This window comes from Desulfobacter sp. (genome assembly GCA_028768545.1).
In the GTDB taxonomy this organism is placed as follows: domain Bacteria; phylum Desulfobacterota; class Desulfobacteria; order Desulfobacterales; family Desulfobacteraceae; genus Desulfobacter.
In genome coordinates this window covers 671,641-696,283 of record CP054838.1, presented here as the reverse complement: position 1 = coordinate 696,283, position 24,643 = coordinate 671,641, and the positions used below count along the sequence as shown (strand labels likewise).

The window sequence follows — 24,643 nt, the reverse complement described above, 5'->3', positions numbered from 1 at the left end:
GTCTGATACAAGTCCGTTTTGGCACTAATTTGTTTGCAGAGAGATAGTATGAAAAATGAAAACCCTTTCAAGTGGCGTCATTATGAAAAAGAAATCATCCTGTTGAATGTTCGCTGGTATCTGAGATATCAACTGAGTTACAGGAATCTGGAAGAGATGATGCAAGAACGGGGCTTGTCTGTGGATCACAGTACCATTTACCGATGGGTTCAGCGCTATGCTCCTGAAATGGAAAAGCGAAGCAGGAAGTATCTGCGGCAATCAAATGATTCTTACCGTATTGATGAAACATATATCAAGGTGCGGGGGAAAATGAAGTATCTTTACCGAGCGGTCGATTCCCGTGGAAATACCATCGATTTTCTTCTTCGCAGCAGACGTAATATGGAATCTGCCAAACGATTTTTTAAAAAGATGCTGCGAGCTTCCAATAGCTCCAGACCTCGGGTTCTGAGTGTTGACGGAAATCCTGCATATCCTCCGGCAGTAAAGGCTTTGAAAGAAAAAAAGCTTCTGAATAAGGACTGTATCCTAAGACAGAATAAATATCTGAACAATATTATTGAGCAAGACCACCGGTTTATCAAAAAGCTTGTCAGAGCTGGTATGGGGTTCAAGACATTTCATTCTGCCTGGCGGACGCTAAAAGGCTATGAAATTATGAACATGATCAGAAAAGGACAAGTTAAAAATATTAGGAAGGGAGAAATTTTAAAGCAGAAAGAATTCGTCGAAAATCTGTTTTCTTATGCTGCGTAAATTTTACGCCTGAACGATCTCTTTGTCCTGGAAATATTTTTTTGCAACAGAACCATAATCATTCATGCCCGCAGCAATACATTTTTCGCGGTCCCCTCGCATGGCATGGGCTGTCATGGCAATAATGGGCAGCTCTTTTTTTCCCAACTCAGTACGGATTCGGCTGGTGGCTTCCAACCCGTCCATCTCCGGCATCTGCACATCCATTAACACCACATCAAAGTCCTGGTTTTTAATTTTCTCAATGGCCTCGATACCGTTTCCAGCCTTATGAACCGTCATTCTGGCAAGGGTGAGAATTTCAACGGCCACCATCTGATTAATGGGATTATCTTCTGCAAGGAGTACAATTGCAGGGGAGGTGTATCCAAAAAGGGTTTCAGGGCATGATTGGGAAGAAAAATCATTCTGCCTGCCAAAGGCCTCCATGATCGCATCAAAAAGATATGAGGCAATCACAGGCTTCTGGAGAAAATAATAGCTTTTATTATGCTTTAACAAGGCGCTTTTCTTGCGGACATTGTAGGTATCCATAATAATCACCGGCAAATTTTCAGACGCTGCCCTGACCCTGATTTCCTGGGATAAAAGCTCCCCGCTCATATCCGGCAGACTGGTGTTGGCAATCAAAAGGTCAAAAAGAGATTTTTCAGGTGAATGATCAAAGCGTTCAATGGCTTGTTTTCCGGTGCTGACCACACAGGGGCTGAACCCAAACGAAGAGAGCATCTCTTGGAGAACATGCTGAACACAAGGATTGTTTTCAACCACTAAAATTTTCATACTCTGAAGTTCATACGGAAACTTTATACGGCTGTTTAAAGGGGCATTCTCTTTTTCCAGAAAGATCGTAAAGCTGAAAAGACTTCCCTTGTCCGGGGTGCTTTCAACCTGAATCGAGCCCTCCATCATGGAAACGATTTTCTGACAGACGGAATGTGTCAATGACAATGAGACACTCTATGCCTAAAATTAAGCTCCAATAATATCCTTCTCTTTTTGTTCCGGTTTGTTAATCCAGGCTTCTTCTGGTAAAGCCGGTGGCCTCGGTATTTTTCCCTTAAATCGTTTTGGGTTTTGAATAAATGCATCCTCCAATGTTCGGCAGCGAGATTCATAAATATCTTTAGCAATGCCATAATGAAATTGTTCTGGGGTTACCAGGCCAATACCAGAATGGTAATGCTCTTTGTTGTAGTATCCAAAAAAATCCTGGCAGAAGGTTCTTGCATCCTGAATAGCACCAAAAGTTTTGGGAAATTGTGGACAATATTTCAATGTTTTAAACTGGGCTTCAGAGTATGGGTTATCATTGCTGACATGTGGTCGACTGTGGGTTTTGGTTACCCCTAAATCGACAAGAAGCTGGGCAACCCCTTTGGATTTCATACTGGCTCCCCGATCTGCATGTAGCCCAAGCTGACCGGGTAATATCTTCTGGTTTTCACAGGACTTTTCAATTAGCTTTTTGGCCAATGCTGTTTTTTCGGGAATGTTCAGAATTCTGTGTCACGGTTTCGGTTCCCGGATCTGTCTCGGCACCAGCGGAAGTAAAAGCCAGGTCCGAGAATGGGCCTTCAATCTGCCACGTCGGAGGAGTTGGCTTTTGCTGGAGCGGAGTTCCTGGAACCATCTTTTCCATCTGTAAATAAATCCCTATCAAATTCCCAGCTCTTTATCCAGCCGGCCTTCAAAGAAAATTGCCAACTGGGAAATTGTCAGTGACCAGTTTTGAACCGGCATTGTCCATTTCTTACTGGCGTTCTGGATCCCCATGTAAAGCAGCTTTAACAGGCTGTCCTGGTTAGGAAACGATCCCTTTGTTTTGGTCAGTTTTCGAAACTGTCGATGCACAGCCTCAATGGTATTTGTGGTGTATATTATCCGTCGGATCTCTTCTGGATATTTAAAGAAATGACTGAGGCGTTCCCAGTTGTTCCGCCAGGATTTTATCACAATCGGGTATTTGTCATTCCATTTATTTTCCAAGATATCCAGTTCTTCTTCGGCCAGATCCTTATTGACCGCTTTATAAACACGTTTTAGATCTGCCATAAATTTCTTTTTATTTTTGGAACCAACGTATTTCAATGAATTTCGGATCTGGTGGACTACGCAGAGTTGAACTTCTGTGTCCGGGAATATGGTCTCAATGGCCTCGGGAAAACCTTTTAGACCATCAACACAGGCAATCAGGATATCTTTTACCCCTCGGTTTGAAAGGTCTGTTAACACCTGCAGCCAGAAGTTCGCACCCTCATTCTCGGATATGTACAGCCCAAGAACCTCTTTGCGGCCCTCGATATTCACCCCAAGAATTGTGTAAACGGCTTTGCTGCTGACCTTTCCGTTTTCTCGTACTTTATAATGTATGGCATCAAGCCATACGATTGGGTACACATTTTCCAACGGCCTGGCCTGCCATTCTTTGACGGTATGGATGATTTTATCGGTAATGGTGCTCAGAGTGGCATTTGAAATCTCAAGTCCATAGATTTCCTGTAAATGGGAAGCCATATCATTATAACTCATGCCCAGGCCGTAAAGGGCTATTATCTTTCTTTCAATTTCATCGCTGAGCGTTGTCTGATGTTTTTGACGATCTGTGGAGAGAAGGTTCCGGCCCTGTCACGCGGGGTTTTTAGCTCAAATTTACCATCCAGGGATTTAATGGTCTTTTTGCTTTTTCCATTACGGCGGTTGGCAGAAACTTCCTGCCCGAGATGGGACTCCAACTCTCCTTCAAGAGCAGCTTCAGCAAGATTTTTGATTAATGATGTAAGGACGCCGCCCTTACCTGTGAAGGGTTTACCTTCCTGGATGCCTTTAAGGGCTTTTTGAAAATCAAATTCGGTGTTTTCTTCGGTCATGTCAGTTCTCCTTATTTAGCTGAGTATATCAGCTTTCATTCAACTGACACAGAATTTTGAACGCCCTCGAGAATCCGGGCATTGAAGGGTTTTGCAATATAATCCACTGCCCCTGCTTCAAGTCCCTTGATTTCATCGGTTTCCTGATTTTTGGCCGTTAAAAAGATCACAGGAATGGGTCCGGTCTTTTCTTCTTTTTTCAGTCGGCGACAGACTTCATATCCGTCCATTTCCGGCATCATGATGTCCAGTAGAATAAGATCCGGCGCTGATGAGGCTGCCAGCTTTAATGCATCTGAGCCGTTGGTGGCACAGACCATTTTGTAATCATCCATCAGAATTTCGGTCAAAACAGTGATGTTGGTCGGCACATCATCAACAATCAGGATTTTTCTTTTGCTGGCTTCAATCATAGGTCATCCTCCACAACACAAATATGCAGAAAAAACAGACATCAGCATTAGTATGGATTTAGACAGTTTCAGAAAGCGCCTGGTTTGTCAATGGGTTATGGGGATTTGTTCGTTCTCCCTGGAAAGAAAAAAGACAGGAATGCCTGCCTTTTTTCTTTATTCGAATCTGTTTACTCAACAAAGGAGGTTTGGTATTTTTTCCAAATATCCAAAGCAATACGCAAGGGTTTCATCATGGGTACGGTATAGGTGTGCAGCTTTTTGCCGGCCATATAGGTTCTGCACCTGGCCACATAGGAGGAAAATCCCCTGGGAGATATGATCAAAGGCTTTGTCAGCTCCTGCTTGAGCTCCACCAGCCGTTCGGGCAGGTATTCGGAAAGCAGGGGCACCTGGAGATAGATGGCGGCAATAATCACATCTGTGTTGGGGTCCTGGTCCGCGATACGGATGGATTCCAGGAGCCTGTCATCCCTGCAGTTGCCGAAAAGGTCAATGGGGTTGTTTCCCACATTTTTCAGAATTTTATCCTTGATGATCTGCTGTTCTGGTTTCAGGTCTTTTTCAATCAGGGCCTGCATCCGTTGTTTAGTTTCAGGGGCAAACTCAGCAAGGGTCATGCCCTCTTCTGTGACCTGGTCTGCGATTAAAATGCCGGCCCCCCCGCCCACACTGACCACGGCAATTCGTGAGCTTCTTGTCTTTGGCTGGCTGGTGAGGATGGAAAGCACATTGACTATAATTTTCGGGTCCTCTGTGAGTTCTTCCACCAGATAAAACCCTGCCTGTTCGCAGCAGGCTTTAAAGGCATCATGGCTTCCTGCCAGGGATGCGGTATGGGAAAGTGCGGCCTGGGCCCCGCCGCCCATGCCGCCCTTGATAATCAGCACCGGTTTTTTTTGGGCCACTTTTTTTCCCACTTTCATGAGTTTAAGCCCGTCTGCTACCCCTTCAAGATAGATGGCAATGATTTTGATGTTGGGATCCTTTCCCATGTGGGCAAGGACTTCAGGCACCCCCATGCTGGCGGCATTTCCAATGGAGACCCACTTGCCCAGGTTCTGGTTGTCCGCCCCGAACATTTCAAGAAGTTCAAGGCCAATGCCCCCGCTCTGGGAGATCACCCCCACGCAATTGGAGGGCGTCGGGGGGACCGAGCGCTGAACAGGGATATAATTGGTATTGAGTCCTGAAAAATTATCAATCACCCCCATGCAGTTGGGGCCGATGAACCCGACCTGGTATTGTTCGCTCAACTCAATCAGTCGTTCTTCAAGGTCGGCCCGTCCCATTTCGGCAAATCCGTCGCTGAAGATAATGGCGCCCTTTCCCCCAAGCTTGCAGAAATCTTCAAAAATACTGACGGTTCTTTCCGAACTTACGGCAAAGACGCAGACATCAGGGACTTCGGGCAGATCTGCCAACGAGGGATAGCAGGTCAGGCCGTGGATGGTTTTGAGTTTGGGGTGGACCGGGTATAGTTTTTTTATCCCCATGCAGTTTTTAAGGATCACCCCGCCCTGGGTGCCGGGTCTGGATGCCCCGATCACAGCAACGGACCTGGCATTGAAAATGGCATCCACGCTCTCTTGTTTCCAGGGCCTGACATCTTCTGAAAGTACGGCTGTATTTTCAGGATCCATGATCAGGCGGGCATCCACAATGGCATACCCCTTTTCATAAACAATGACCGGATTCAGGTCCAGCTCACTGATTTGGGGATTTTCAGCCATGAGTCTTGATACCTTGATGGCCAGTTCCACAATGGCTTTTTTGTCATAGTTCTGGCCCCTGAATCCGTCGAGCACCTTGCCTGCACGGGTGTTGGTCAACATTCGTTCAACATCATTTTTTGACAACACCCCGATTCCCATGGCTGCATCTGCGTATAATTCCACAAAGATACCCCCGATCCCGATCATGGTAATGGGACCGAATCCCGGATCCTGTTTGGCTCCCACAAGGAGTTCAAACCCCTTGTCCGCCATCGTTTGGACCAAAATGCCCTCTTTTTCTTTTTGGGAGAACCCGCCCATTTTTTCCTCAATGATCCGGCATGCGGATTCAAGGGCTTCAGGGGTTTTAAGGTTCAAAAACACGGTACCTGAATCTGACTTGTGAATGATTTTTTTGGACACAGGTTTGACTGCGGCAGGATAGCCCATGTCGCTGGCGGCCGTTGCTGCCTCCAAAACAGAGTAAACCTGTCTGCCCAAAGAAATGATATCATAGCGGCCCAAAAGGGCGGCACTCTCTTGAAAGTCTAACTGATGTCTGTCCATTGAAAATATCCTTTGCAGCAATTTTATGAGGGGAATTAAGGCATGATTTTATGGGGCCAGGGGACGATTTCTTCCTTGAGCATGCAGCATTCAATCTTGTGGCAGGGATTTCCCTTTGGGTCATAGGCCAGGTTGCCCGGCTGGATCATCTTGTTCATGACACAGCCTTCTGGAATATCCAGGGCAAACAGGTCTGTTTCATTGATCTTTGGCCTGGGCACAAGTTGATTGTTTTCAATGGAATGGGAGTGAAGGGGAAAATCTTCACAGATGGGGCATTGATATACCCTTCCGTTGGGAAATACAAAATAATTATCAGCCACATTGCCCGCACACTCAAAGGGCTGGTCCAGGTCAAGGAAGACCTTGGGATAGGTGACAATGATTTTATGTGCGGCAATTTGTTTTGCCACCTTGGGGATTGTGGTCTGCCAAGTCTCTTTGGAGACTTGATCCCGGGTATTCGGTCCTGTGGATTCTCCCCTCAGTCCGATAACCTGGATGAAAAACCGGGAAATACCCATGTCTTTTACAAGATCGGGCATCAGATTAAGCTCGTGGATATTTTTTTCAGAGACCGTATAGATCATGGAGCAGGCAAACCCGAGGTCTGTTGCCCGTTTAATCCCTGCCATCACAGCATCCCAGCACCCTTGACCCCTGATGGCATCATTGGTGGCGCTTGTGGCCCCGTCCAAAGAAAAGCTGATAAAATCAAGGTCCTGGGGGGTGATCTTGTTCAGGATATCGTGAAAGAGAAATCCGTTGGTATCAATGGTAATGGATTTGAACGCCATCTGTCCGGCCAGTTTTATGATTTGGGCCAGGTCCGGGTGAAGCGTGGGCTCTCCGCCTAAAAGCACAAGATTGGTCTGCTGGGCTTTGGGGGCAAAGATTTCAAACCACGATCGGATGGTGGAAAGTGAGAGGGTAAGGTCCCCGTGCTGCTCACGGTTGATATAGCAGTGTGAGCAGCGCAGGTTGCATTTGGTCAGGATGTGGAAAAAGAGGTTTGAGCTCTCTTTTGAGAAGGCAACAGTATTTTTTTGCATTTTACCCCATGCATTGTTTGGTAAAATTGGGATCAAAGGGTACAGGATAACTGCCGTCAAAGCAGGCTTTGCAGAAATTGGCCTCGGGATTTTTTACCCCGGAAGCCTCGAGCATTCCTTCGATGGACAGATAGTGAAGAGAATCCAGTCCTAAGTATTCTGTGAGTTCGTCCAAAGGTTTCTGGGCCGCAATCAATTCGCCCTTGGAAGAAAAGTCAATTCCGTAATAACAGGGGAATTTATGGGGGGGACAGGAGATGCGCATGTGAATTTTTTTGGCCCCAAGTTCCCGCAACGCTTTGACCCTTGTTTTGGCCGTGGTGCCCCGGATAATGGAATCTTCTATGATGATGATCTCTTTGCCTCGGATGAGTTCTCTTACCGGGTTGAGCTTGACCCGGACGGCAAAGTCCCGCATGGACTGGGTGGGCTGGATAAAGCTGCGGCCCACGTAATGGTTTCTGATCATCCCCATTTCAAAGGGAATGCCTGATTCTTCGGCATAGCCGATGGCGGCATAGTTGCCTGAATCGGGAAAGGGCATGACAAGATCCGCGTCCACATGTGATTCCTGGGCAAGCCGCCTGCCGTGGGCCTTGCGCATTTCATAGACGTTTTTCCCGTCAATGGTGGAATCAGGCCGTGCAAAATAAATATATTCAAAGATGCACAAGGATTTTTTTTCGGCCGCCTCTGGGTGCTTAATGGATTTTATTCCGTCTTCATTGATGATCACAATTTCTCCGGGATCAAGTTCCCGGATAAATTCTGCCTGAACCAGGTCAAAGGCGCAGGTTTCAGAGGCCAGGACATAATGGCCGTTGAGCTTGCCCAGGGCCAAGGGTCTGAACCCGTTGGGGTCCTTTATTCCGATCACCTCTCCCTTGCAGGTGAGAAGGATCATGGAATAGGCCCCCTGGATCTTGGCCACGGCATTGAGCACGGCGTTTTCAATGTCGCCCTTTACCAGGTTTTTGATGAACAAATGGAGAAAGACTTCGGAATCCATGGTGGTCTGGAAGATAGACCCCTGTTCTTCGAGTTCTTCTCTCAGTATATGGGCGTTGACCAGGTTGCCGTTGTGGGCCAGAGCATAGGACCGATGCCGATGATTGACCACAAAGGGCTGGGCATTGGTAATGCAGGAATCCCCTGTGGTAGAGTAACGCACATGGCCTATGGCAGATCCCCCTTCGATTCTTTCCAGATCCTCCATGTTAAAGATATCCGGCACCAGGCCCATGCCTTTATGGGAGAAAATTTTATCGTTGATCCCCCGGTTGACAGAGATACCGGCACTTTCCTGGCCCCTGTGCTGTAGGGCATAGAGTCCAAAGTAAGTGATTTTTGCAGCTTCGGGATGCTTGTACAGGCCGAATACCCCGCATTCGTCCTTGGGACGTTCACTGGGCGTTAATATTTTTTTGTTCATTATAAATTTTCCTGGTGGTAATGCTGGATCGGTTTGACGGACAATGCTTCACGCTTCATGGCCTGGATGGCCGAGCAGATGGCCCGGGTACCGTCAGTGGTTGTTGCATAGGGTATTTTATATTTAATGGCAGCCCGCCGGATCTGGTACCCGTCCCGCTGGGTCTGGCTTGAGGCACCGGTATTGAGTATGAGCTGGATTTCATTGTTCTTTACGGCATCCACCACATGGGGACGTCCTGAAGAGACTTTTTTCACCCGTTTGGTGGGCACCTTGTTTTCTTCTAAAAACTGGGCGGTTCCACGGGTGGCCATGATGGTGAATCCCATGTCGTGGAAATTTTTAGCCACGGGCAGGGCTGCTGCCTTGTCCTTGTCCTGGACAGAGATGAATACCGTACCCTCTTTGGGCAGTCTCTGGCCTGCGGCAAACTGGGCCTTGGCCACGGCCGCGCCAAGATCCTTGTCTATGCCCATCACCTCTCCTGTGGATTTCATTTCAGGTCCCAGAACAGGATCTACATTGGCAAACCGGTCAAAGGGCATGACCGCTTCTTTGACACAATAGTAAGCGGGGGTGACCTCTTTGGTAAATCCCAGTTCCCTGAGGCTTTTGCCCAGCATGACCTTGGTGGCCAGTTTGGCCAAGGGTACGCCAATGGCTTTGGACACAAAGGGGATGGTCCTGGATGCTCTCGGGTTGACCTCAATGATATACACCTTGTCGTTCATGATCCCGAACTGGATGTTCATCAATCCCCGGACATTGAGCTCTTTGGCAATGGCACGGGCTGCATCTGCCATCTCATGGATGTGCTCCTTGGAAATGGAGTATGGGGGCAAAACGCAGGCAGAATCTCCCGAATGAATGCCCGCCTCTTCAATATGCTCCATCATTCCGCCGATGATGGTCTCTTCACCGTCTGAAATGGCATCCACGTCCAGCTCAAAGGCCTCTTCTAAGAATTTATCAATGAGTACGGGTTTGTCCGGAGAGGCCTGGACCGCCAGATCAAAGTATTCTTTAAGGTCTTTTTCATCATAGACAATCTTCATGGCACGGCCGCCCAGAACAAACGAGGGTCTGACCATGATTGGATATCCGATATCCCGGGCCACGGAAACCGCCTCTTCATAGGAATAGGCAATCCCGTTTTCAGGCTGGAGAAGTCCAAGCTTGTTGAGCATGGCCTGGAAAAGATCCCTGTCTTCTGCCCGGTCAATGCTTTCAGGGCTGGTCCCAATGATGGGGACCCCTGCCTTTTGAAGGTCTGTGGCCAGGTTTAAGGGGGTTTGTCCCCCGAATTGGACAATCACCCCAAAGGGGTTTTCCTTTTCCACGATGTGGAGGACATCTTCCCTGGTCAAGGGTTCAAAGTAGAGTTTGTCCGAGGTATCATAGTCCGTGGATACGGTTTCCGGGTTGGAGTTGACCATGATGGATTCCACCCCCTCTTCTCTCAGGGCAAAGGAGGCATGGACACAGCAATAGTCAAATTCAATACCCTGGCCGATGCGGTTGGGCCCGCCGCCCAGGATGATTACCTTTTTTTTGTCTTCCACCCGGGCCTCGCATTCGGTTTCATAGGTGGAATAATAATAGGGGGTTGTGGCCCTGAACTCTGCCGCACAGGTGTCCACCAGTTTGTATACCGGCACGAGACCCAAATCTTTTCTTTTCTGTTCAATCTGTTTGTCGGTGAATCCCCCTGAAAGATAGGCCAGCTGCTTGTCTGAAAAACCGTATTTTTTGGCCTTTTCAAAAAGATCTTTGGGCAGATTCTGACCGGCCAGCTTGAGTTGTTTTTCCAGGTCCACGATCTGTTTCATCTGAAACAAGAACCAGGGATCAATGGCGGTCAGTTCATGGAGCATGGTGATGGGCATCCCGTTTTCCAGGGCATATTTGATATAAAACAGCCGCTGGGAATTGGGTGTGGACAATTTATATTCCAGATCATTGCCGGTCACAGACCCGGGTTCAGGATCCTTGCCGTCAGCTCCGAATCCTTCCCTTCCGATTTCCAGGGACCGCAATCCTTTTTGAAAGGCCTCTTTAAAGGTCCGCCCAATGGCCATGGTTTCCCCCACGGATTTCATGGCCGTGGTCAGGATATCATCGGTTTCGGGAAATTTTTCAAAGGTCCATCTGGGAATTTTAAGCACACAATAATCAATGGAGGGCTCAAAGCAGGCCATGGTTTCCCCGGTGATATCATTGGGGATTTCATCCAGAGTATAGCCTACGGCCAGCTTGGCTGCGATTTTGGCAATGGGAAAACCCGTGGCCTTGGAGGCCAGGGCCGAGGATCTGGACACCCTGGGATTCATTTCAACAATAATGATATCCCCGTTTTCAGGGTTCACGGCAAACTGGACGTTGGAGCCGCCCGTGTCCACCCCGATTTCCCGGATAATGGCGATGGATGCGTCCCGCAGTTTCTGGTATTCCTTGTCCGACAAGGTCTGGGCCGGGGCCACGGTGACTGAATCTCCCGTGTGAACCCCCATGGCATCGATATTTTCAATGGAACAGATGATGACCACGTTGTCGGCATGGTCCCGCATCACCTCAAGCTCGTACTCTTTCCAGCCAAGGACGGATTCTTCCAGCATGACCTGGGTATTGAGGGAGGCATCAAGCCCTGCCTTACAAAGATTGGCCAGTTCTTCTGAATTATAGGCCACCCCGCCGCCGGTGCCGCCCAAGGTAAAGCTTGGCCGGACAATGATGGGAAAGCCGATGCGCTTGGAGACCTCTTCTACCTCTATCATATTGGTGGCAAATCTGGACTTGGGAATCCTCAATCCGATTTTGTTCATGGTATCCCGGAACAGTTCCCGGTCTTCGGCCTTGTTAATGGCGTCAATGGAGGCCCCGATCAGTTCGATATTGTACTTTTCAAATATCCCTGTTTTGGCGGCATCAATGGTGGTGTTCAATGCGGTCTGGCCGCCCAGGGTGGGCAAAATGGCGTCTGGCCGTTCCTTTTCAATGATCTTGCACAGGGTTTCCGGGGTCACAGGCTCGATATAGACCCGGTCCGCCGTTTCAGGATCCGTCATGATGGTGGCGGGATTTGAATTGATGAGAACCACTTCAAACCCTTCTTCCTTCAGGGCTTTGCAGGCCTGGGTGCCGGAATAGTCAAACTCGCAGGCCTGGGATATGATGATCGGACCTGCTCCAATGATCAGGATCTTTTTTATGTCATTACGCTTTGGCATTTTCCATCACTTTTGCAAACTGGGTAAAAAGATAGGCAGCATCATGGGGGCCGGGGGATGCTTCCGGGTGATATTGGACGGCAAAGGCTTGAATGGAATCGTTTTTCAGGCCTTCAAGGGAATCTTCATTCAAATTGATATGGGTGAGCAATGAATTTTTTTTGTCCAGGCTGTTGAGATCCACGGCAAATCCATGATTCTGGGAGGTGATTTCCACCTTTCCGGTATCCATGTTTTTAACGGGCTGGTTACCACCCCTGTGGCCGAATTTGATCTTCATTGTTTTACCGCCCATGGCAAGGCCGAGCAATTGCATGCCCAGGCAGATGCCAAAAATAGGCGCCTGGCCCAGCAGGGCTTTTATGGTTTCAACGGCATAGGTCAGGGGTTCTGGGTCTCCCGGGCCGTTGGACAAAAATATACCCTCGGGTTTGAGGGCTGAGATGGTGTCGGCTGGGGTGGCGGCCGGTACCACCAGGACCTCGCATCCGGCCGCTTCAAGGCAGCGGATAATATTGTATTTAATGCCGAAATCCAGGGCCACCACAGAATGCTTTTTTCCCTTGTACCGCCAGATCAAAGGATCATCTATGTTCTCCACATATTTCGGCTGATTGTACTTCCAAAAGTAGGGCTTTTTGGTGGTCACATGGCCCACAAGGTCACTGCCTTCCATGGGGGCAATTTGTTTTGCCTTGGCCACCAGGGAATCAGGATCCAGGTCTGAGGTGGAAATTACGGCCCGCATGGCCCCTGATTTTCGGATATGTCGGGTTAAAGCCCTGGTGTCCAGGTCTTCGATGCCCAATACATGGCTTTTGATCAAATAATCGGCCAGGCTGCCCTTGGATCGGAAATTGCTGGGAAACTCCTGGTATTCCTTGACGATAAACGCGGCCACCTGAACCCTGTCTGACTCGATGTCTTCGGGGCAGACCCCGTAATTTCCAATCAAAGGATAGGTCATGGTGACCATCTGACCGAAATAGGACGGATCTGTCAAAATCTCCTGGTATCCGGTCATGCTTGTATTAAAGACTGCTTCTCCTGCGGCCTCCCCCTGTCCTGTAAAACTCCTGCAGGGAAATGTTCTGCCGTCTTCCAAGGCTAATAGTGCTTTCATATGGATTTACCTGTCCGTGCGTTATTGGCTTAAAATACCCATTCATACAAAACGAACCTATTTAGATACCATAAACAGAGCCCAATTGGCAAGTCCTGATGGATGCTCAAATCCCGTTAATCCAGCAGGATACCCTCACAAATTGAGGGCGTTCAAAATTCTGTGTCAGTTGAATGAAAGCTGATATACTCAGCTAAATAAGGAGAACTGACATGACCGAAGAAAACACCGAATTTGATTTTCAAAAAGCCCTTAAAGGCATCCAGGAAGGTAAACCCTTCACAGGTAAGGGCGGCGTCCTTACATCATTAATCAAAAATCTTGCTGAAGCTGCTCTTGAAGGAGAGTTGGAGTCCCATCTCGGGCAGGAAGTTTCTGCCAACCGCCGTAATGGAAAAAGCAAAAAGACCATTAAATCCCTGGATGGTAAATTTGAGCTGGAAACCCCGCGTGACAGGGCCGGAACCTTCTCTCCACAGATCGTCAAAAAACATCAGACAACGCTCAGCGATGAAATTGAAAGAAAGATAATAGCCCTTTACGGCCTGGGCATGAGTTATAATGATATGGCTTCCCATTTACAGGAAATCTATGGACTTGAGATTTCAAATGCCACTCTGAGCACCATTACCGATAAAATCATCCATACCGTCAAAGAATGGCAGGCCAGGCCGTTGGAAAATGTGTACCCAATCGTATGGCTTGATGCCATACATTATAAAGTACGAGAAAACGGAAAGGTCGGCAGCAAAGCCGTTTACACAATTCTTGGGGTGAATATCGAGGGCCGCAAAGAGGTTCTTGGGCTGTACATATCCGAGAATGAGGGTGCGAACTTCTGGCTGCAGGTGTTAACAGACCTTTCAAACCGAGGGGTAAAAGATATCCTGATTGCCTGTGTTGATGGTCTAAAAGGTTTTCCCGAGGCCATTGAGACCATATTCCCGGACACAGAAGTTCAAGTCTGCGTAGTCCACCAGATCCGAAATTCATTGAAATACGTTGGTTCCAAAAATAAAAAGGAATTTATGGCAGATCTCAGTAGTGTCCGGTTAGGTTGTTGCATATAAAAAGCATCTAAAATCATTGAAAAAACAGTCTGTTTTGTGTTGACAAATGTGCGTAAAAATTTTTGAGCTCCTTGAAAATTTAACTCAAGGAGCTCAAATGACGCACATCTCAGTCCCTAAAAAACAACTACGGTCCCTGAACTTTGACAATTTCAGGTGCCCTCTGATAAAGTCACTTTCAAAAGCACCGGAATTACAATCTCGAGGAGACCGCCCTTTAAAAATGACATTCGAAGACCAGATAAATGCTTTGGTTTATTTCCATCTTCAGGAGCACAAGTCTGCCCGACATTTAATTCAGGATCTCAAGGAGAATGTTTTTGCTAAAGAAAATATTGCGCCAGACGGTGGTATCAGCCGTAGTAGTTTCTGTGAAGCCATCAATCACAGGGGACTCGAACAACTGCAATTTATCTTTGAGGATCTTTATAAACAGGCTCTTGAGTGTCATCCGGGTGAACACGCCGAGTTAGGAGAGTTGGTTTCCATTGACGGTAGTCTCATAAATGCAGTCCTTTCAATGCACTGGGCGAACTACAGAAAAGGAAGTAAAAAAGCCAAAGTACATTGCGGATTTGACATTAATCACGGAATCCCAAACAAAATCTTTTTGACTGAAGGCAACGGCGCTGAACGCACTTTTGTTCCCAAAATACTTTCCAAGGGGCAAACAGGTGTTATGGATCGTGGATATCAATCCCATAAAGAATTTGACCTGCTTCAGGAGCAAGGCAAACATTTTGTCTGCCGTATAAAAACCAGGACAACAAGAACAATTATTGATAACCACGAGACCCCTTCCGACAGCTACATTTTTTATGATGCACTGGTTAAACTTGGTACTCCGAATCAAAACCAGACGAAAAGGCCTGTTCGGGTTGTTGGCTATAAAATTGCTGGCGTCAAATACTATGTGGCAACTGACAGGCATGATTTAACAGCGGAACAAATAGCAACAATTTATAAACTCCGGTGGACCATTGAGGATTTTTTCAAATGGTGGAAAGAACATCTGAAGGTATATCATCTCATTGCCCGCAGTGAATACGGCCTTATGGTTCAGATTCTTGGCGGCCTTATCACTTACCTGTTACTGGCAATCCATTGCCAAAAACAGTTTAATGAAAAGGTCACGATCAAAAGAGTTCGGCAGCTGCGAACCGCCATTCTAAATGACCTGTTTGGCTGCGAGGAGCAGGGCTCTCATAGTTCAAACAGGGACAATATTGTCAAAGATCAAAAAATTATTGAGCAAGCAAAAACCTAACCGGACATCACTGGGCAGATCTAAAACGTGTTTATAAAGCGGTCAATAAGGATCTGGCCGAAGAAGAACTGGATATCTTGGAAAATAAATGGAATGACAAATACCCGATTGTGATAAAATCCTGGCGGAACAACTGGGAACGCCTCAGTCATTTCTTTAAATATCCAGAAGAGATTCGACGGATAATATACACCACAAATACCATTGAGGCTGTGCATCGACAGTTTCGAAAACTGACCAAAACAAAGGGATCATTCCCGAACCAGGACAGCCTGTTAAAGCTGCTTTACATGGGGATCCAGAACGCCAGTAAAAAATGGACAATGCCGATTCAAAATTGGTCACTGACAATTTCCCAGTTGGCCATTTTCTTTGAAGGCCGGCTGGATAAAGAGCTGGGAATTTGATAGGGATTTATTTACAGATGGAAAAGATGGTTCCAGGAACTCCACTCCAGCAAAAGTCAACTCCTCCGACGTGGCTGATTGAAGGCCCATTCTCGGACCTGACTTTTACTTCCGCTGGCGCTGAGGCAGATCCGGGAACCGAAACCGTGACACAGAATTCTGAACATTCCCCACAAATTTACCCGTATCCGGGCCGTATTCTTTGAATAAAGGCTTGCGCCCCGCAGATTTAAGTCATAGAATCGGTTCCCAAGATTTTAACTGTTCATCCCCCCGGCACTGCATAAAATTAATCGGGTTATTCCTAACAAAGAATATATCTGTGTATCGCTTTTGCAGTTCCCAGGTAAATGTTTAAGGAGAGATGATGAGATTTTTTGTTTGCAGGTATTTGGCATACGGCCTAATGGGTTTTCTGATTTTTTCCTGTTCTGCTTTTGCAGGCACGCCCCCTAAAAACGATTCCCCTGATTATGCCGGGCAAAGTGCATGGATTTCTTTGCCCCAGATTATGGACAAGCCCGTGGATCTGTTTTTTATGCATCCCACCACCTATTTTGATACAACAGACGGCTATAATGTGTCCCTTGCAAACAAAGAGGTCAGCGCAGCTTCAAAAGCCGTTGCCTCACATCAGTCAGGGTTTTTTGCCGATCACTGCAATATCTTTGCTCCATATTACCGCCAGGCATCCATGGCGGTGCTTGAAAAGCCGGAACAGGAAAGGGATGCTTATCTTAAACTCGGGCTCAAAGATTACAAGGCTGCATTTGCGTATTATCTGAAATATTATAACCAGGGGCGTATTCTGGCCGGCCACAGTCAGGGGTCCAACCTCACCCTCTGGGCCATGAAAGAGGGGGCGATTCCCTTGGAAAATGTGATTGCCGCCTATATTATCGGCTGGTCTGTTACCCGGACGGATCTTGATGCTCTGGACATGCCTTTGGCCGTTAAACCGGATCAGACCGGGTGCATTATTTCCTGGAATACCATTGGAGACAAGGCAAAATCTCCTGTGATTGTCAAAGGGGCATTGGTTGTCAATCCCCTGACCTAGTCAGACACCCCCGCCTTTGTCTCGGCCAAAGAGAACCTGGGTGCGGTGATTCAGATGCCTGACGGGTCTATTAAAAAAATATTTCAGTTTACCGGCGCAAAAATTGATATGGCACAATCCGGGCTGGTCATACCGGAACCTGAGATTTATCCCCTGCTGAACCATAAGATGGGGCCGGGGGTTTACCATGGATATGACTATGATTTTTTCTATGAAAATTTAAAAAAAAATGTGGCATCAAGGTGCGGTGCCTGGTTTAAGAATTGATTTTACCATGACAGCGGGGTAATAATATCACCTGTTCGTGAGGTGTGAAACCATTGATCCTAATACCGGGGTTTTTATCATGATTCCAAAGTCCGTATCTTTGAAAATAGAGGCTGTTTTTCCGGGGCTTTCTTTGGATATTGCCGCAGTTCTAACCCAACGGCTTGCACGGTTTTATGACCGCCTGGAAAAGAGCGAATCCCGGGTGGATGAGGCGATTTTAGGGTCAGATGATTTTTTAAAGGTGATGCTTTATAGTGAGTTCATTGCCTCCCAGGTTTCCACCCATCCCCAATTTTTGGAACAGATGGGGCAAAGCCGGGATTTGATCCGCAGCTATTCTTCACATACATTTGAAACAAAACTGGACCCACTCATTCCTAAGGATGCAGACTTGGGATCTGTTAAAGAGGGGCTGATCCGGTTTAAAACATATGAAGCCGTGAGGATTGCCTGGCGGGACCTTGCGGGAATCGCCTCCCTTGAAGAGACCATGGCTGAACTGTCACACCTTGCCTGCGCCTGTCTCTCTTATGGGATTAACCGCCTTTACCCGCTCTTTTGCGACCGATGGGGAACGCCCACCGATGCCAACGGCAACTTCCAGCAGCTCATTGTCCTGGGGATGGGAAAACTCGGGGCCGGGGAGCTTAACTTTTCTTCGGATATTGATCTGATTTTTGCCTATCCTGAACAGGGGTATACCACAGGGGAATCATCCATTTCCAATGATGAGTTTTTTACCAAGCTCTGTCGGGAATTTTTAAAGCTTTTTGCCATGGGCAGCGGCACCCATTTTTACCGGGTGGATACAAGACTTCGTCCCTTTGGAGAGAACGGCCCTCTGGTTATGAATTCAGCTGCCTTTGAGCAGTATTACCAGTCCCAGGGACGGGAGTGGGAGCGGTACGCCATGATCAAGGCAAGGCCGGTGGCAGGGGACATTGAGAGCGGCAATGAATTGTTGAACATTCTCAAACCCTTTATTTACCGACGGTATTTTGATTATGGATCCTTTGATTCTTTCAGGGAGATGAAGCAGCGGATTTCCCTTCAGGTTAAAAGCGCAAAGCTGAAAGACAACATCAAGCTCGGGGCCGGGGGGATCAGGGAAGTTGAGTTTTTCGGCCAGCTGTTTCAGCTGATCCGGGGAGGGGTGGAGCCGGATCTTCAGGTCCGGCCCATTCTAAGGGTGCTTGACCTTCTCCTGGATTTTTCATGTATCAATGAAAAAACCTGTGAACAACTTAAACACGCCTATTGTTTTCTTCGGAAGGTGGAAAACAGGCTCCAGGAATACCAGGACCGCCAGGTCCACGATATTCCACAGGATCCTTTGCAAAGAGAGATTTTAGCCCTTTCAATGGGGTTTGAATCCCATGCTGATTTTTTCCAGGTATTGTCCAAGGTGCTGGATAATGTCCACGGTCATTTTTCCCAGTTGCTGGTGGGAGGCGACCAGGAGGACAAGGAGAGTAAGACCCATGATCTTGAACAGATATGGACCAACCTCAATGATCCCCAGTTCATAACGGAAACCATTGCGGTGTCGGGGTTTCGTGATCCTGACCAGGTCCTGTCCATGCTCAGGATCCTGGCCGACCACCCCAATACCCAGCGCCTCACCCCTGTCGGCCGGAAAAAACTGGCCCGGCTGGTGCCCCGGCTGGTCAAAGAAGCCGGCCGGACCTCTGAGGCGGAAACGGTGCTCAACAAACTCATTGATTTGATTATCACCATTGAACGGAGGACCTGCTATCTTTCTTTGCTCATTGAAAACAAGGGAGCGTTGTCCACCCTCATTGTCCTGGCCAGGAAAAGTCCCTGGATCATTTCGTTTCTAAGCCAGCATCCCGTGCTTTTGGATGAACTCATGCACCCGGCCACCCTATATGCACCGCCCAAACGGACGGCCCTGGAAAAGGAGATGGAAACCCGCATGGCCAGAACCCCCAGGGGGGATCTGGAATTTTTGCTCGAAGAACTCAATATTTTTCGCCAGGTCAATACCCTGAGGGTGGCGGCCGCGGATGTGAGCGGGAACTATCCCTTGATGAAGGTCAGTGATCATCTCACCTATATTGCGGAAACCATTTTAACCCAGGTTTTGGAATCGTCTTGGGAGATTGTGACCTCAAAATACGGCCAGCCGCAGGGGCTTTCAGGTTCGGAAATTAAAGGGTGCGGATTTGCCATTGCAGCCTATGGAAAAGTCGGGGGCCTTGAAATGGGATACAAGTCTGATCTGGATCTGGTTTTTTTATATCAGGCAGATCCCGGGCAGACCCTGGGGGGGGAAAGGTCCATTGATACTGTCCGGTTTTATTCCAACCTGGGCCAGCGCATTATCCACGCCCTGACCATGCATACCTCTGCCGGCACCCTTTACGGGGCGGATATGCGGCTAAGGCCGGGGGGGGATTCCGGCATGATTGTCTCCCATATGGAATCCTTTGAAGACTACCTGGAAAATCAGGCATGGACCTGGGAGCACCAGGCCCTGATCCGGGCAAGATGCGTGGCAGGGGATCCCGCCCTGTTTGAACGGTTTGACAGGATTCGTGAAAAAGTGCTTTCAAAGGACCGAGATCCTGAAATTCTTAAAACTGAAGTCCGTGAAATGCGGGAAAAAATGAGAAAACAGCGCCTTGTTCCTGAACCCGGCCGTTTTGATTTGAAACAGGTCCGGGGCGGCATTGTGGACATTGAGTTTCTGGTTCAGTTTTTGGTGCTTTGCCATGGTGCCAGGTTCCCCGATGTATTGGTGTGGACGGATAATATCCGCCTTATGGAGGGACTGAGCGTGGAAGGGCTGATTTCCGGAGAGGAGAGCCAGATCCTTCAGGAAACATATGTGGCCATGCGCCAGTCCATGCACAGGCTCACCCTTCAGGAAAAACCCCAGACCGTGGCAGAGGCCATACTCATTGAAAAGGCCGATGCTGTGGCCGGGATTTACGATGATTACCTGGGGCGTGATGAATAGAGAACCAGAGGTTAAAAAAGCAAAATTATAATCATAAGAGGAGAAAGACCAGATGAAACAGATTTATCAGATTATGGCAGCCGTGTGCTTGAGCGCAGTGCTTGTGTGTGGGTGCGGTTCAGACGGTAGCAGCCAGGCAAAATCGATTATTAAAACCCAGGCCAGTGTGACAGAAGACTACGTAAACGGGCTTTTGGATGCCAAAAACGCAGACGAGGTGATCGAGACCATTGAGGATTACACCCAGGGCATGAAAAAATTGATTCCCCAGCTTCGGGAGTTCCAGGAAAAATTTCCAGAATATCAGCAGGGCAAAATGCCCAAAGGGATGGAAGAAGAGATGGATCGATTAAAAGAGGCATCGGAAAAAATTCCCCAGGCCATGATGAAAATAACCGCCTATATGATGGACCCCAAGGTCCAGGCCGCCATGCAGCAGATGGGTGAGCAGATGTCCAAATCTGACCAATGATGGGTCAGGAAATTAAAAACAGACTCAAGGCCGGCCAATAGGTGATAATGAGAATGGACAAGAGCAGGACCAGCATAAAGGGGATGGTGGCCCTGTAAATTTCCACAATGGGTTTGTTGAACCGATATCCTGCAATGAACAGGTTCATACCCACGGGCGGGGTAAAATAACCGATCTGCATATTGGCCAGAAAGATGATGCCCAGATGGACGGGATCTACCCCGTATTCCAGGGCCACAGGGAGCATCAGGGGCACCATGATGATGATGGCGGAAAATATGTCCAGCATGGCTCCGAGAATCAGCAAAAAGATGTTGAGGAGAATGAGAAAGATAAGTTTACTGGAAACGGTTCTGTTGCAAAAAATATTTCCAGGACAAAGAGATCGTTCAGGCGTAAAATTTACGCAGCATAAGAAAACAGATTTTCGACGAATTCTTTCTGCTTTAAAATTTCTCCCTTCCTAATATTTTTAACTTGTCCTTTTCTGATCATGTTCATAATTTCATAGCCTTTTAGCGTCCGCCAGGCAGAATGAAATGTCTTGAACCCCATACCAGCTCTGACAAGCTTTTTGATAAACCGGTGGTCTTGCTCAATAATATTGTTCAGATATTTATTCTGTCTTAGGATACAGTCCTTATTCAGAAGCTTTTTTTCTTTCAAAGCCTTTACTGCCGGAGGATATGCAGGATTTCCGTCAACACTCAGAACCCGAGGTCTGGAGCTATTGGAAGCTCGCAGCATCTTTTTAAAAAATCGTTTGGCAGATTCCATATTACGTCTGCTGCGAAGAAGAAAATCGATGGTATTTCCACGGGAATCGACCGCTCGGTAAAGATACTTCATTTTCCCCCGCACCTTGATATATGTTTCATCAATACGGTAAGAATCATTTGATTGCCGCAGATACTTCCTGCTTCGCTTTTCCATTTCAGGAGCATAGCGCTGAACCCATCGGTAAATGGTACTGTGATCCACAGACAAGCCCCGTTCTTGCATCATCTCTTCCAGATTCCTGTAACTCAGTTGATATCTCAGATACCAGCGAACATTCAACAGGATGATTTCTTTTTCATAATGACGCCACTTGAAAGGGTTTTCATTTTTCATACTATCTCTCTGCAAACAAATTAGTGCCAAAACGGACTTGTATCAGACATTAATAATTTTTTGCAACAAAACCGTCCAATCCTTCCTTTTTGATGCATCAGATATCCCGGATGCAAATTTAAGCCGGGACGAACTTGAAAGGTTAAAAAGATTGGCGCATACTTTTTGAAAAAATGTTGCAAAAGATGAAAGGATTTCAAAGGAATTTAAACGTTTCTTAGACCAGGGAAATCCCCTTGAACCCATAATTCAACAAGCCCAATAAAGCCGATGATACCGCTTCTTTGGGAGGTTCACCTGGACAGGCTGGGACAGGTGCGAGATCCCTGAGCCTGTTCAAGAATTCCTGCCCAACGCCCTGGCAGATAAGCTTTCCGGTTTTTTCTTGTAATTGTTCTGGTTTTTACTTACATTTAAAGGGATGAAAAAATATACCCCTGTTCCCATAAAAAATTTGTTGTACGTGATCATGCTTCTCATGGCACCGGTTATATGTGATGCGAACATGACCATTGTCTTTCCGAACATTGACGGCACCGGAGAAAAGGGATACGGCTACCAGTTGATGAAGCTGGTCCTGAAAAAAACCGGGAAACCCTATAAACTGATATTCCGACATGATCCCGTGAACCAGGAAAGGGCCTTTAACTATCTGAAAAAAGGTCTTTTTTCGGTGGTGGACGGCTGTGCCGGAAGAGCCCTGGAAGAAAAGGCCTGGGCTGTTTATATCCCTATCGACAGGGGACTTTTGGGGTGGCGGGTCTTTATCATCCACCAGGATCAGGAAAAAGAATTTTCGCAGATATCACACCTGGATCAGCTTCAGGTCAAGGTAGCTGGACAGGGCATTAAATGGGTGGACATTAAGATACTTGAACAGTCCGGCATCAAAGTCATTGCATCACCCAAAATCGATAATTTGTTCCGCATGGTCCACGCAGGCCGGTTTGATTTTATCCCTTTAGGAGTCAGTGAAGTCTACGGATTCCTGGAACAATACGGCAAGGATTTGCCCAAACTCATGGTGGAAAAAAGTCTGACCCTTGTCTATCCCCTAGGCCGCTTTTTCTATGTCAAAAAAGGAAATGCCGCTCTCCACGAAGATATCGCCAGGGGACTGGAAGCTGCCTGGGCCGATGGCAGTTTCCAACAATTTATTTTCCACCACCCATTCACTCAGCAGGGGTTAAACAGATGTCGCTTGTCCCAACGGGCCATTGTCAGCATCGACAACCCATTCACAACCCAGGCTTTTAACCTGATTGACCCCAAATGGTGGTATGATCCCACAAATCATTGAATTCCCATAGTCCGAACACAGTATCCCTTACCACAGACATCAATATCAGCATTTCATCACCTGTTTTTTCCACCACCTCTCCAATCCCGTGGCTGCCTTGGCCTGAAGCCACGGCATGCCGGCAACCGTTACCTGGATAGGGCAGGTGCCGCCGGCCTCTATTTTTCATCCAAAATGACACCCTTGTGGTGTAATGGCCGAATCTGCCATCAAATTCATAGGTAAAACAGCTGGTCTTTTTATCTTTTTGGGATAAAAAATAGGACCCGTTTTCACAGGTTTTTTCCCTCTGTCAAAAATCAGAGGGGAGTCTGCCTGACTTTCTTTTATATATCTGTCGGACAAGGGTCGCATGGCACCAGATTGTTACAGGTTTTTAGTCTGGCAATAGTTTTAAACTTTGTGACTGGATTGCGTTCTGTGGCCTGCGAAAATAAGCGGCTTCCTCTTTTAAGGGGTATAGAAAATTCAAATAGGGACCTGGCAGGTTATCACATATAACAATTGGCTTTTCATATTTTTTTATAAGAAACTCCCGGCAAACTTTGGAAGGAATATCAATATTTGTTGAGGGTTAAACCGGACATTGCTGCCCAAGCCGCCTGGGGCGGGTGTCATAGCGTTTAAAAAGGAGAAAACATGAAAAAAATCATGAGAGCGGCCGTTGGGGCCTTTTATAGCCTGGCAATTTTACTTGGCATGACCGGCAGCATGGACCATGCCATTGCCGGTAATGACAATCTGCTTGAAACCATTGGCAGCTCAGGTGAAGTTCACATGGGGTTCCGGGAAGGGTCTGTGCCTTTTGGGTTCATTGATAAGGACGGTTCCTGGGTGGGTTTCGGTCTTGACCTGGGCACCCAGGTGGTAAAAGATCTGGAAAAAAAGTTTAACAAGCCCATTCGTCTGGTCAAGCATCCCATGAATCCCAAAACCCGGATTACCATGGTGACCAACGGCATGGTGGCCATGGGCATCGGTTCCACGACCATTACCCTGGCCCGGGAACAGGTGGTGGATTTCACCCTTCCCTATTTTCTGACAGGGACCCGGCTTATGGTGCCCAAGGACAGTCCCATTTCAACCTTTGCCGATATCGGGGGCAAACGGGTGGGCATGGGCTCTGGCTCAACTGCCAATATAAAAGGAATGGACCGGGCCATTGCCCAGGGTCTGGTGACGCCGGCCTGCAAAAAAGTCCTGTTTGAAGAGCATAACAAGGGTTTTTTGGCCCTCCAGCAGGGTAAAATCGATGCTTATTTCACCGATGCCAGCCAGCTGGCCGGGATGCGGTCCAAGGCCGGTCATCCGGACGACTGGAAAATTATGGGTAAATACCTGACCTATGAACCCTATGGCATCATTCTGCCCGAAGGCCAGGGGGAATGGCGGGATTTTGTCAATGCCTCTTTGATCCACATGATCAAGGACGGGAGGTTTGAATCCCTGTACACAAAATGGTTCGGACCGGACGGGGTGGTCCCTCTGCCCATGACCGAGGAATACAAGGTGTTGCTCAAATCCTTGAGTTATCCTGAATAGG

At 47.6% G+C, this 24,643-nt stretch carries 18 protein-coding genes and 3 pseudogenes; 10 read left to right on the top strand and 11 right to left on the bottom strand.

Going from position 1 to position 24,643, the window contains the following annotated elements; genetic code table 11:
• The first annotated feature begins 48 nt into the window (after window positions 1-48).
• Window positions 49-759, top strand: coding sequence for an IS6 family transposase (locus HUN05_03385; GenBank protein ID WDP84316.1), 711 nt, complete (start codon window positions 49-51; stop codon window positions 757-759).
• A 3-nt stretch (window positions 760-762) separates the two neighbouring features.
• Here HUN05_03385 and HUN05_03380 read toward each other — a convergent pair whose 3' ends face one another.
• The 9 genes and pseudogenes from HUN05_03380 to carA form a co-directional block, all read right to left on the bottom strand.
• The gene (locus tag HUN05_03380; protein WDP84315.1) at window positions 763-1,671 is read right to left on the bottom strand and encodes a response regulator; all 909 of its coding nucleotides are present in this window, start codon (window positions 1,669-1,671) and stop codon (window positions 763-765) included.
• Between the two features lie 60 nt (window positions 1,672-1,731).
• Complete coding sequence (locus tag HUN05_03375; protein ID WDP84314.1) at window positions 1,732-2,148, bottom strand: transposase; 417 nt, start codon at window positions 2,146-2,148, stop codon at window positions 1,732-1,734.
• A gap of 270 nt (window positions 2,149-2,418) precedes the next feature.
• Window positions 2,419-3,629: pseudogene (locus HUN05_03370) on the bottom strand (IS256 family transposase).
• 35 nt (window positions 3,630-3,664) lie between these two features.
• Window positions 3,665-4,042: a response regulator gene (locus HUN05_03365; protein WDP84313.1), complete on the bottom strand. Its 378-nt coding sequence runs from the start codon at window positions 4,040-4,042 to the stop codon at window positions 3,665-3,667.
• A 170-nt stretch (window positions 4,043-4,212) separates the two neighbouring features.
• Complete coding sequence (locus tag HUN05_03360; protein ID WDP84312.1) at window positions 4,213-6,324, bottom strand: acetate--CoA ligase family protein; 2,112 nt, start codon at window positions 6,322-6,324, stop codon at window positions 4,213-4,215.
• Between the two features lie 35 nt (window positions 6,325-6,359).
• The gene (locus tag HUN05_03355; GenBank protein WDP84311.1) at window positions 6,360-7,376 is read right to left on the bottom strand and encodes a radical SAM protein; all 1,017 of its coding nucleotides are present in this window, start codon (window positions 7,374-7,376) and stop codon (window positions 6,360-6,362) included.
• A gap of 1 nt (window position 7,377) precedes the next feature.
• The gene (locus HUN05_03350) at window positions 7,378-8,808 is read right to left on the bottom strand and encodes an amidophosphoribosyltransferase (protein WDP84310.1); all 1,431 of its coding nucleotides are present in this window, start codon (window positions 8,806-8,808) and stop codon (window positions 7,378-7,380) included.
• Window positions 8,808-12,035, bottom strand: coding sequence for a carbamoyl-phosphate synthase large subunit (carB, locus tag HUN05_03345; GenBank protein WDP84309.1), 3,228 nt, complete (start codon window positions 12,033-12,035; stop codon window positions 8,808-8,810). The genes HUN05_03350 and carB overlap by 1 nt, the downstream gene beginning before the upstream one ends.
• Window positions 12,022-13,158 carry a glutamine-hydrolyzing carbamoyl-phosphate synthase small subunit gene (gene carA / locus HUN05_03340; GenBank protein WDP84308.1) on the bottom strand — a complete coding sequence of 379 codons (1,137 nt, stop codon included), beginning with the start codon at window positions 13,156-13,158 and terminating at the stop codon, window positions 12,022-12,024. The genes carB and carA overlap by 14 nt, the downstream gene beginning before the upstream one ends.
• 212 nt (window positions 13,159-13,370) lie before the next feature.
• Here carA and HUN05_03335 point away from each other — a divergent pair, with 212 nt between their 5' ends.
• The 7 genes and pseudogenes from HUN05_03335 (at window position 13,371) to HUN05_03305 (ending at window position 20,687) form a co-directional block, all read left to right on the top strand.
• Window positions 13,371-14,228, top strand: a complete 858-nt coding sequence (locus tag HUN05_03335; protein WDP84307.1) for an IS256 family transposase — start codon at window positions 13,371-13,373, stop codon at window positions 14,226-14,228.
• Window positions 14,229-14,325: 97 nt separating this feature from the next.
• Complete coding sequence (locus tag HUN05_03330) at window positions 14,326-15,495, top strand: IS4 family transposase (GenBank protein ID WDP87902.1); 1,170 nt, start codon at window positions 14,326-14,328, stop codon at window positions 15,493-15,495.
• Between the two features lie 14 nt (window positions 15,496-15,509).
• Window positions 15,510-15,902 (top strand): annotated as a pseudogene (locus HUN05_03325) (transposase).
• A gap of 406 nt (window positions 15,903-16,308) precedes the next feature.
• Window positions 16,309-16,962 carry a DUF3089 domain-containing protein gene (locus HUN05_03320; protein ID WDP84306.1) on the top strand — a complete coding sequence of 218 codons (654 nt, stop codon included), beginning with the start codon at window positions 16,309-16,311 and terminating at the stop codon, window positions 16,960-16,962.
• A 54-nt stretch (window positions 16,963-17,016) separates the two neighbouring features.
• Window positions 17,017-17,229 carry a hypothetical protein gene (locus tag HUN05_03315; GenBank protein WDP84305.1) on the top strand — a complete coding sequence of 71 codons (213 nt, stop codon included), beginning with the start codon at window positions 17,017-17,019 and terminating at the stop codon, window positions 17,227-17,229.
• A 79-nt stretch (window positions 17,230-17,308) separates the two neighbouring features.
• Window positions 17,309-20,215 carry a bifunctional [glutamate--ammonia ligase]-adenylyl-L-tyrosine phosphorylase/[glutamate--ammonia-ligase] adenylyltransferase gene (glnE, locus tag HUN05_03310; protein WDP84304.1) on the top strand — a complete coding sequence of 969 codons (2,907 nt, stop codon included), beginning with the start codon at window positions 17,309-17,311 and terminating at the stop codon, window positions 20,213-20,215.
• Window positions 20,216-20,267: 52 nt separating this feature from the next.
• On the top strand, window positions 20,268-20,687 hold the full coding sequence (locus HUN05_03305; protein WDP84303.1) for a hypothetical protein: 420 nt from the start codon (window positions 20,268-20,270) through the stop codon (window positions 20,685-20,687).
• Between the two features lie 4 nt (window positions 20,688-20,691).
• Here HUN05_03305 and HUN05_03300 read toward each other — a convergent pair.
• Window positions 20,692-21,030 (bottom strand): annotated as a pseudogene (locus tag HUN05_03300) (TRAP transporter large permease subunit).
• 59 nt (window positions 21,031-21,089) lie between these two features.
• Window positions 21,090-21,800, bottom strand: coding sequence for an IS6 family transposase (locus HUN05_03295; GenBank protein WDP84302.1), 711 nt, complete (start codon window positions 21,798-21,800; stop codon window positions 21,090-21,092).
• A 478-nt stretch (window positions 21,801-22,278) separates the two neighbouring features.
• Between HUN05_03295 and HUN05_03290 the strand changes: the two genes are divergently transcribed.
• Window positions 22,279-23,100 carry a transporter substrate-binding domain-containing protein gene (locus tag HUN05_03290; GenBank protein ID WDP84301.1) on the top strand — a complete coding sequence of 274 codons (822 nt, stop codon included), beginning with the start codon at window positions 22,279-22,281 and terminating at the stop codon, window positions 23,098-23,100.
• A gap of 639 nt (window positions 23,101-23,739) precedes the next feature.
• Window positions 23,740-24,642, top strand: a complete 903-nt coding sequence (locus HUN05_03285; protein ID WDP84300.1) for a transporter substrate-binding domain-containing protein — start codon at window positions 23,740-23,742, stop codon at window positions 24,640-24,642.
• The last annotated feature ends 1 nt before the right edge of the window (window position 24,643 follow it).

What these genes read in the sequence shown, in the direction of transcription:
- HUN05_03385 (WDP84316.1), top strand. Translation starts at nt 49, where the DNA reads ATGAAAAATGAAAACCCTTTCAAGTGGCGTCATTATGAAAAAGAAATC.
- HUN05_03380 (WDP84315.1), bottom strand. Translation starts at nt 1,671, where the DNA reads ATGATGGAGGGCTCGATTCAGGTTGAAAGCACCCCGGACAAGGGAAGT.
- HUN05_03375 (WDP84314.1), bottom strand. Translation starts at nt 2,148, where the DNA reads ATGAAATCCAAAGGGGTTGCCCAGCTTCTTGTCGATTTAGGGGTAACC.
- HUN05_03365 (WDP84313.1), bottom strand. Translation starts at nt 4,042, where the DNA reads ATGATTGAAGCCAGCAAAAGAAAAATCCTGATTGTTGATGATGTGCCG.
- HUN05_03360 (WDP84312.1), bottom strand. Translation starts at nt 6,324, where the DNA reads ATGGACAGACATCAGTTAGACTTTCAAGAGAGTGCCGCCCTTTTGGGC.
- HUN05_03355 (WDP84311.1), bottom strand. Translation starts at nt 7,376, where the DNA reads ATGCAAAAAAATACTGTTGCCTTCTCAAAAGAGAGCTCAAACCTCTTT.
- HUN05_03350 (WDP84310.1), bottom strand. Translation starts at nt 8,808, where the DNA reads ATGAACAAAAAAATATTAACGCCCAGTGAACGTCCCAAGGACGAATGC.
- carB (WDP84309.1), bottom strand. Translation starts at nt 12,035, where the DNA reads ATGCCAAAGCGTAATGACATAAAAAAGATCCTGATCATTGGAGCAGGT.
- carA (WDP84308.1), bottom strand. Translation starts at nt 13,158, where the DNA reads ATGAAAGCACTATTAGCCTTGGAAGACGGCAGAACATTTCCCTGCAGG.
- HUN05_03335 (WDP84307.1), top strand. Translation starts at nt 13,371, where the DNA reads ATGACCGAAGAAAACACCGAATTTGATTTTCAAAAAGCCCTTAAAGGC.
- HUN05_03330 (WDP87902.1), top strand. Translation starts at nt 14,326, where the DNA reads ATGACGCACATCTCAGTCCCTAAAAAACAACTACGGTCCCTGAACTTT.
- HUN05_03320 (WDP84306.1), top strand. Translation starts at nt 16,309, where the DNA reads ATGGGTTTTCTGATTTTTTCCTGTTCTGCTTTTGCAGGCACGCCCCCT.
- HUN05_03315 (WDP84305.1), top strand. Translation starts at nt 17,017, where the DNA reads ATGCCTGACGGGTCTATTAAAAAAATATTTCAGTTTACCGGCGCAAAA.
- glnE (WDP84304.1), top strand. Translation starts at nt 17,309, where the DNA reads ATGATTCCAAAGTCCGTATCTTTGAAAATAGAGGCTGTTTTTCCGGGG.
- HUN05_03305 (WDP84303.1), top strand. Translation starts at nt 20,268, where the DNA reads ATGAAACAGATTTATCAGATTATGGCAGCCGTGTGCTTGAGCGCAGTG.
- HUN05_03295 (WDP84302.1), bottom strand. Translation starts at nt 21,800, where the DNA reads ATGAAAAATGAAAACCCTTTCAAGTGGCGTCATTATGAAAAAGAAATC.
- HUN05_03290 (WDP84301.1), top strand. Translation starts at nt 22,279, where the DNA reads ATGGCACCGGTTATATGTGATGCGAACATGACCATTGTCTTTCCGAAC.
- HUN05_03285 (WDP84300.1), top strand. Translation starts at nt 23,740, where the DNA reads ATGAAAAAAATCATGAGAGCGGCCGTTGGGGCCTTTTATAGCCTGGCA.